Below are 6,475 nucleotides of genomic sequence, written 5' to 3' on the forward strand. Positions count from 1 at the left end.
ACGCATCGCGGAAGGGTTACAAACGGAGGAAGTCAGTCGGATGATCAGCACCTGGATCTGCCAGGAAGCCGACGACCCCGACCGCGGGCATCACCGAACACGCGCAGGACGCCCTGGGCGACATCGTGTTCGTCGAATCTGCCGCAAGGGCCTCGGCAAGGCCTTCACCGCCGGCGACTGACGCCGCCGTCGTGGAATCCGTCGAAGGCAGCGAGCGATCATCGACGGCGCCGGTCTCGGGCACCGAGGATCGCGCCGTGGAACCAGGCGACACTGCTCGACGCGCCGGATTCGATCAACGCGGACGGCGGCATTCCGCCTGGCTGTTCAAGCTGCAGCCGTCGGATCCTGCCGCCTTCAATAACCTGCTCGACGCGGCTGCGTACGGCAAGGCCACCGAAGGCTGATTTGAATGGCCGTCGCTTCCCGGACTGGCCGTCCGCCTGCCGCCGGGAATCCAATTTCGAGCTGCCGCGCACGCTGAACTGGGCCCCCGCCCTGCGCGGGCGACGGTGGGTAACGCTTATCAGCAGCTCTCCACGCTCGGCCTTCTTCGGCTTCCATCATGACCCGCACCAGCCTGACCCAACTCGAAGCACGCGATGGCTTCATCCCGGCGCCACATCGGCCCGTCCGCATCCGAAGAGGCGGCCATGCTGTCGGCCCTCGGCTACGCCACGCGCGCCGCGCTGATCGACGCCGTCGTTCCCGCCAACATCCGCCGCAAGGACAAGCTGGACCTGGGCCAGTCCTTCGAGCCGCTGCCCGAGCAGGCCGCGCTCGCGAAGCTGAAGGGCATCGCGGCGCAGAACAAGGTCATGAAGTCGCTGATCGGCCAGGGCTACTACGGCACGCACACGCCGCCCGTCGATCCTGCGCAACATCTTCGAAAACCCGGCCTGGTACACGGCCTACACGCCGTACCAGCCGGAGATCTCGCAGGGCCGCCTGGAAGCCATCCTGAACTTCCAGCAGGTCATCACCGACCTGACCGGCATGGGCATCGCCAACGCATCGATGCTGGACGAAGGCACGGCCGCCGCGGAAGCGATGACCCTGATCCAGCGCGTCGGCAAGTCGTCGTCGAAAGTGTTCTACGTGGCCGACGACGTGCTGCCGCAGACGCTGGAAGTCATCCAGACCCGCGCGCTGCCGATCGGCGTCGACGTGCGCACCGTCGCGGCAAGCGACATCGAGAACCTGACGGATTCGTGCTTCGGCGTGCTGCTGCAATACCCGGGCGTGAACGGCGACGTGCGCGACTACCGCGCGGCGTGCGAGAAGCTGCACGCGGCGGGCGCCATGGTCGTCGTCGCGGCCGACCTGCTGTCGCTGGCCGTGCTCACGCCGCCGGGCGAATGGGGCGCGGACGTCGTCGTCGGCAACAGCCAGCGCTTCGGCGTGCCGCTCGGCTTCGGCGGCCCGCACGCGGGCTACCTGGCGACGCGCGGACGAGTACAAGCGCAGCATGGCGGGCCGCCTGGCCGGCGTCACGATCGACGCCCAGGGCAACCCGGCCTTCCGCCTCGCGCTGCAGACGCGCGAACAGCACATCCGCCGCGAAAAGGCGACCTCCAACATCTGTACGGCGCAGGTGCTGCTGGCCGTGATGGCGTCGATGTACGCCGTCTACCACGGTCCGCGGGGCCTCGAACAAATCGCCCGCCGCGTGCACCGCTACACGGGCATCCTGGCCGCCGCGCTCAAGCAGCTTGGGCTTCCAGCTGGCCAACGACACCTACTTCGACACCATCACCGTCATCGCCGACAACGCCGACGACATCCACCGCATCGCCAACGACAACGGCGTCAACCTGCGCCGCATCGACGCGCGCCACGTGGGCATCTCGCTGGACGAGACCATCACCCGCGACGACATCGCGCTGCTGGTGAAGATCTTCGGCGGCGCCGACATCGACGTCGACACGCTGGACAAGGACGCGGCCGACGCCTGGCCGTCCGCCCTGTCCCGCACGAGCGCCTACCTGACGCACCCGACGTTCAACCGCTACCACGCCGAGCACGAGATGCTGCGCTACCTGCGCGCGCTGGCCGACAAGGACCTCGCCCTCGACCGCACGATGATTCCGCTCGGTTCGTGCACCGATGAAGCTGAACGCGACGTCCGAGATGATCCCGGTGACCTGGGCCGAGTTCTCGAACATCCACCCGTTCGCGCCCGACGAACAGACCGTCGGCTACCGCGAGCTGATCGGCGAGCTGGAAGCGATGCTGTGCGCCGCGACGGGTTACGACGGGCGATGTCGCTGCAGCCGAACGCCGGCTCGCAGGGCGAGTACGCCGGCCTCCTGATCATCCAGAAATATCACCAGTCGCGCGGCGAAGGCCACCGCAACATCTGCCTGATCCCGTCGTCGGCGCACGGCACGAACCCGGCATCCGCGAACATGGTCGGCATGAAGGTCGTCGTGACGGCGTGCGACGCCAACGGCAACGTGGACCTCGCGGACCTCAAGCCAAGGCCGAGGAACACAGCGCCAACCTGGCCTGCGTGATGGTCACCTACCCGTCCACGCACGGCGTGTTCGAGGAAGGCATCAAGGAACTGTGCGAGATCGTGCATGCGCACGGCGGCCAGGTGTATGTCGACGGCGCCAATATGAACGCACTGGTCGGCGTGGCCGGTCCTGGCCTGTTCGGCGGCGACGTCAGCCACCTGAACCTGCACAAGACCTTCTGCATCCCGCACGGCGGCGGCGGTCCCGGTGTCGGTCCGGTCGCGGCGGCCGAACACCTCGTGCCGTTCCTGCCGAACCAGGCGTCGACCGGCTACCAGCGGAACGAAGCCGGCATCGGCGCCGTCAGCTCGGCCGCCTACGGCTCGGCGTCGATCCTGCCGATCTCGTGGATGTACATCGCGATGATGGGCGCGGACGGCCTGACCGCGGCGACGGAAATGGCGATCCTGAACGCCAACTACATCGCGCGCCGCCTGGCCCCGCACTACCCGGTGCTGTACACGGGCCACGACGGCCTCGTCGCGCACGAGTGCATCATCGACCTGCGTCCGCTGCAGGATGCCACCGGCATCAGCAACGAGGACGTGGCCAAGCGCCTGATGGACTTCGGCTTCCATGCCCCGACGATGAGCTTCCCGGTGCGGCACGTTGATGATCGAGCCGACCGAGTCGGAATCGAAGGCGGAAGCCTGGACCGCTTCATCGAGGCGATGATCTGCATCGATGCCGAGATCGTGAAGGTGGAGCGCGGCGAAGCACGACGGCATGGACAACCCGCTCAAGGGCGCGCCGCACACGGCGGAAGTCGTCACGGCTGACGACTGGCAGCACACCTATTCGCGCGAAGCGGCCGCCTTCCCGGTGCCGTCGCTGCGCAAGAAGAAGTACTGGCCGCCGGTCGGCCGCGCCGACAATGCATACGGCGACCGTAACCTGTTCTGCGGCTGCGCCCCGATCGAGGATTACGAGTAAAGGCGTTCGCGTAGCGCCGGCGTCACGCGTGGGCGGAGGCCGCCCACCCTACGGTAGGGTGGGCACCCCGTGCCCACGCGTGACGCCGCGAGTAATCAGCGATTCTTGCCCCGGCTGGACGCCAGCCGGAGGTAAGGCCGGCCGGCCCTGCCGGGACGCAGCGCATGCGTCCCCGGCGGGGCCGTTTCGCTTGCGCCCTGCACGGCTTCGTCGAGCCGGAACGCGGCCACCGTGCGTGCCAGGCCGAGCGCCTGTTGCTGCAGCGCGCGCGCGGCCAGCGCCGCCTCTTCGACCATGCGCGAACCCTGCTGCGCGAGTTCGTCCATGCGCACGATCGCCTTCGTGGCGCCGGCCAGGTCGTGTGCCCGTTTGCTCCCTTCGCTGCCCATGCTGTCGACGATGTGGGCCATGTCTTCCACCGCGCCCGCCAGGCCCGCCATCGAGGCGCCGGCGTCGAGCGCACAGGCGCCGCCGTCGTCGATCGCGGCCACGGTCTCGCGCGCGAGCGTGCGCGCCTCGCGCGCGGCGTGATACGCGCGCCGGGCCAGCGCGCGCGCTTCCCGCGCGCCGCCGTCGACATCCGCAGCGGCGCTGCCGGCCCGCGCCAGCGTGCCCTCGATCGCGGCGCCGATGCGCTCCATGCGCACGGCCGCGCGCCGCACCTGCTCCATCGTCGCCACGACGCGATGCACCATGCCGTTGCCCTCTTCCGCCACCAGGCCCGCGCGCGCGGCCAGCGCGTCGGCCTTGCGCGTGCTTGCCGCGCCATCGCCGAGCGCGTCCGCCAGCGCCTGCATCGACGCCGTCGCCCGTTCCATCGCCTCGCGCACGTGCGCGCGCGGCGGCATGCCGGCGCGGCCGAGCGTGATCTCGCGCGATGCCGCGCCGATCGAGCGGGCCGAGTCCAGCACGGTGCGCAACTGGCCGTTCAGGCCGCGGATGCCGGCGTCGAGCTGCCGCGCGGCCTGGGCGATTTCATCGTCGCCGTAGGCGCGCGCGCGGATCGTCAGGTCGCCGCTGGCCAGGCCGCTGGCGGCCGCGCCGATCGCGCCGATATCGGCCAGCAGCGCGCGCCGCACCGCCATCGTGATGGCCAGCGAGGCCGCGATCGACAGCGCGATCACCACCGGCATCAGGATCGCGATCAGGCGGAAATCGTCGGCCGCGTCCGCGGAGGCCTGTTCGGACAGCGCCTGCTCGCGCCGCGCCAGTTCCGCCAGGCGCTGGGCGACGACGGCGAACGCGCGCTCCGCCTTGACCATGGCGTTGGCGCTGATCGACTGGTCGATCCGGGCGATCTCGATGACGTCGCGCACGGCCGGGACGTATTGCGCCCATGCCGCGCGCGCCTGGTCGACGTAGCGCTGCTCGTCCGGACTGTCGGCGGTCTGGCGCGCCAGCTGGGCGAGGCCGCGGTCGACGGCCGCGTGCTGGGCCTGCAGGTCCTGCGCGAGTGGATCGACGCGGAAACGGGAAAACTGCCGCTGATCCAGGTCAGGACCTGGTAGGCCTGGGCGTTGGCCGTCCGGGCCGACGCCGACAGGTCGGCCGCGGCGCGCATATTGGCGGCGCGGCGCTGCACGATGCTGTCGAGCCGAGTCGTTCTGGCGTACCATCGCGTAGTAGCTGCCGGCCGACAGCAGCACGAACAGCACCAGCACGACGCCGGGCGCCAGCAGCAGTTTGGGACCGATCCGCAGGCGGGCCAGCATGCTAGGACGCGATCCGGTGGAGTGGGTCGAGGGAGAATACTGGCGTCATGGTCTCCTCCTGGCTGAGCTATATTTCCGGCGTGCATTAAGTGAATGTACGCCGGCCCGCAGGTTGCCCCTTGTGGTGGGTCAAGCCTGTAACCGTGACAAGGAGATTGGATGAGACGTAAAAGCGTGGGCGCGTTGCTGTCGGCCCTGGTATTTCCCGGCGCGGGCCAGTACTACCTGGGGCGGCGCACGCGCGCCCTGCTGTTCCTGGCGCCGGCCATCGTGGCCGCGATCGTGTATTTCAATTTCGCGCTCGACGCGGCGAACACGATGGCGGACCAGCTATTGAGCGGCAAGCTGGCGGCCGACCCGGCCGCGATCGAGGCGCAGCTGGCAAACGCTCCCACGCCGGTCAGCGCCACGCTGGCCGAAATCGTGTTCGTGCTGTGTTACGTGGGGAGTATCGTGGAGGCGCTGGTCGTCAAGCCGCAGGGGTGACGGCAGCGCGCAGGCGCGGTGGGCACGCGCTGCGGACGCGCGCGGTGGGCACGGGGTGCCCACCATGCATGCCGACCGCGTTAATCCAGCTTCGCCGCGTGCTCGCGCGTGGCGTGGAACTGCAGCTTCGGCCAGCGCTCCTGCGTGAGGCGCAGGTTGACGCCCGACGTGGCGAGATAGGCGAGATTGCCGGCCGCATCGTAGGCGACGTTGTGCGCCAGCTGCGTCTCGAAGTCGGACAATGCCTTCTTGTCGTCGCTCGACACCCAGCGCGCGCTGCTGGTGCTGGTGCCCTCGAACACGGCGTCGACGCCGTATTCGTTGAGCAGGCGGCTCGCCACGACCTCGAACTGCAGCACGCCGACGGCGCCGAGAATCAGGTCGCTGCCCATTACCGGCTTGAACACCTGGACGGCACCCTCTTCGCCCAGCTGCTGCAGGCCCTTGTGGAGCTGCTTGGTCTTGAGCGGGTTACGGATGCGCACCGTGCGGAACAGCTCCGGCGCGAAGTACGGGATGCCGGTGAACGTCAGCATCTCGCCTTCCGAGAAGCTGTCGCCGATCTGCATGTTGCCGTGGTTCGGCAGGCCGATGATGTCGCCCGCGTAGGCCTCTTCGACCTGCTCGCGGCTCGACGCCATGAACGTCACGACGGACGACAGCTTGACGTCGCGGCCCAGGCGCAGGTGCTTGACCTTCATGCCCTTTTCGAAACGGCCCGAGCACACGCGCAGGAAGGCGATACGGTCGCGGTGCTGGATCATCCAACTAACTCCTCCGTTTTAACCTTAGCAATACGTAACTGAACGAAGTAGACCAGCAACA

Annotated in this window: 6 protein-coding genes and 4 pseudogenes; 8 read left to right on the forward strand and 2 right to left on the reverse strand. The window is 68.8% G+C overall.

What is annotated here, in order from left to right:
- The 7 genes and pseudogenes from ACWNCF_RS00005 to ACWNCF_RS00035 form a co-directional block, all read left to right on the forward strand.
- A partial coding sequence (locus tag ACWNCF_RS00005; RefSeq protein WP_449405580.1) for a hypothetical protein occupies nt 1-181 on the forward strand: 181 nt, incomplete at its 5' end.
- Nucleotides 126-407 (forward strand): hypothetical protein, encoded by a 282-nt coding sequence (locus ACWNCF_RS00010; RefSeq protein ID WP_449405581.1) that lies wholly within the window; start codon nt 126-128, stop codon nt 405-407. The genes ACWNCF_RS00005 and ACWNCF_RS00010, both read left to right, overlap by 56 nt.
- A 246-nt stretch (nt 408-653) precedes the next feature.
- A pseudogene (locus ACWNCF_RS00015) lies at nt 654-803 on the forward strand (hypothetical protein); the annotation flags it as partial.
- 79 nt (nt 804-882) lie between these two features.
- Nucleotides 883-1,386: pseudogene (locus ACWNCF_RS00020) on the forward strand (glycine dehydrogenase (aminomethyl-transferring)); the annotation flags it as partial.
- 82 nt (nt 1,387-1,468) lie between these two features.
- Nucleotides 1,469-2,516 (forward strand): annotated as a pseudogene (locus ACWNCF_RS00025) (hypothetical protein).
- Nucleotides 2,438-3,298 carry a hypothetical protein gene (locus ACWNCF_RS00030; protein ID WP_449405582.1) on the forward strand — a complete coding sequence of 287 codons (861 nt, stop codon included), beginning with the start codon at nt 2,438-2,440 and terminating at the stop codon, nt 3,296-3,298. The pseudogene ACWNCF_RS00025 and the gene ACWNCF_RS00030 overlap by 79 nt, the downstream one beginning before the upstream one ends.
- Nucleotides 3,246-3,452, forward strand: a complete 207-nt coding sequence (locus tag ACWNCF_RS00035) for a hypothetical protein (RefSeq protein WP_449405583.1) — start codon at nt 3,246-3,248, stop codon at nt 3,450-3,452. The genes ACWNCF_RS00030 and ACWNCF_RS00035 overlap by 53 nt, the downstream gene beginning before the upstream one ends.
- A 95-nt stretch (nt 3,453-3,547) precedes the next feature.
- Here the strand turns inward: ACWNCF_RS00035 and ACWNCF_RS00040 are convergent, their stop codons facing one another.
- Nucleotides 3,548-5,164 carry a methyl-accepting chemotaxis protein gene (locus ACWNCF_RS00040; protein WP_449405584.1) on the reverse strand — a complete coding sequence of 539 codons (1,617 nt, stop codon included), beginning with the start codon at nt 5,162-5,164 and terminating at the stop codon, nt 3,548-3,550.
- 159 nt (nt 5,165-5,323) lie between these two features.
- On the opposite strand from ACWNCF_RS00040, the gene ACWNCF_RS00045 reads away from it, so the two are divergent.
- The gene (locus ACWNCF_RS00045) at nt 5,324-5,650 is read left to right on the forward strand and encodes a hypothetical protein (RefSeq protein ID WP_449405585.1); all 327 of its coding nucleotides are present in this window, start codon (nt 5,324-5,326) and stop codon (nt 5,648-5,650) included.
- Between the two features lie 80 nt (nt 5,651-5,730).
- On the opposite strand, the pseudogene ACWNCF_RS00050 reads toward ACWNCF_RS00045, so the two are convergent.
- Nucleotides 5,731-6,405, reverse strand: a pseudogene (locus tag ACWNCF_RS00050) (EF-Tu/IF-2/RF-3 family GTPase); the annotation flags it as partial.
- Between the last annotated feature and the right edge of the window lie 70 nt (nt 6,406-6,475).

This window comes from Massilia phosphatilytica, from assembly GCF_977014125.1.

Coding starts and splice junctions, on each gene's coding strand:
- ACWNCF_RS00035 (WP_449405583.1), top strand. CDS start 3,246: ATGGACAACCCGCTCAAGGGCGCGCCGCACACGGCGGAAGTCGTCACG.
- ACWNCF_RS00040 (WP_449405584.1), bottom strand. CDS start 5,164: ATGCTGGCCCGCCTGCGGATCGGTCCCAAACTGCTGCTGGCGCCCGGC.
- ACWNCF_RS00045 (WP_449405585.1), top strand. CDS start 5,324: ATGAGACGTAAAAGCGTGGGCGCGTTGCTGTCGGCCCTGGTATTTCCC.